Raw genomic sequence first — 1,112 nt, 5'->3', positions numbered from 1 at the left:
CTGGTAGATGCAAAATAATTATTTTTCTATTACCTTTTTGAAATTCTATAGTATGACCATTTTCACCAAGATATTCCCATCCCTTAGCTTTGTTTATAGGAATAATACTATATATCCTCTTTAATATAAATGGCTGACATCGGTACAGGAAAATCGTCAATCTTAGAATCTTTATTAGATGTAAAAAGAAATATTAAGCCACCTAACACCGATAGACATACTAAGATAATTATATTTTTTCTTTTAACCCCTTTCATAATAATCACTCCCTTACTTCAACTGTCGAGAATGCCGTGCCGTATTCCTTATTATTTAACATAACCATAATTAAGTTTGGTTAGCTTTTCATTGATGTCAAAAATTCTTACCCTAATATCTTTAACACCAAACGATTGAAGTCTGTTTCTATGCATTTCAGCATATTTTTCAGCATCTTGTTTTTCTTCAAATACATAGATACCTCCAGCTTCTTTTGTGTCTTGATTCTCTGTCCATATTTTCCAATGGAACCCTTCTTCTTCGTTAATACTATTTGCTAAATCCCAAAATGCTTTTGCCATCTCTTCACCAAAAGGACCTTCAAACGGAAAATCAACTTGTAATAGATATGCCATTTTCAATCACTCCCATTTTCAATATTTCTCAATGTAAAGTTCACCAAGAATTTCTTTAATTTGTTAGCTACCAGATAAAAGTTCCCTTTGTACAAAGGATTTTAATCCATTTTTCGGTGATGGATACATTTCTTCAATTTCTTTTGAGAACCGTCACGCTCCTTTTTCGAGAAACGTTGCTAGTGTAGAGGCTGGGTGCTCTTGGATATTTTTCACATTTAGTAAAACTTGTTTTAATCCTATAATATAATTTTCTAACGATACAGCATTTTTAAGACCTAAAGTTATTTTTTGATACACGGATTTTTCAGGTGCCTAGCAAAATAAAATTTCGAAAGTCTTCTCGGCCTTCAAAATCAATAGTAGTATCATATTATTCTCAACATAATCGCAACAAATTCGCAACATTTTTCATGGACAACAGCACACTTTCTCAACGCATTTAATATCATAATATTAAATATCAAAGCGAGGTGCTCAAAATGACTTGGTTTATCA

General features: G+C 31.7%; 1 protein-coding gene and 1 pseudogene. Both read right to left on the bottom strand.

Annotated elements, in window-relative coordinates; all coding sequences use genetic code 11:
• Window positions 1–257, bottom strand: a pseudogene (locus tag AC1DIT_RS28180) (hypothetical protein); the annotation flags it as partial.
• Between the two features lie 51 nt (window positions 258–308).
• Window positions 309–614, bottom strand: coding sequence for a monooxygenase (locus AC1DIT_RS28175; protein WP_016114791.1), 306 nt, complete (start codon window positions 612–614; stop codon window positions 309–311).
• Between the last annotated feature and the right edge of the window lie 498 nt (window positions 615–1,112).

The organism is Bacillus sp. 05T22 (assembly GCF_056396765.1).
Note: the sequence above shows the minus strand (reverse complement) of the source record. Positions and strands in the feature narration are given on the sequence as shown.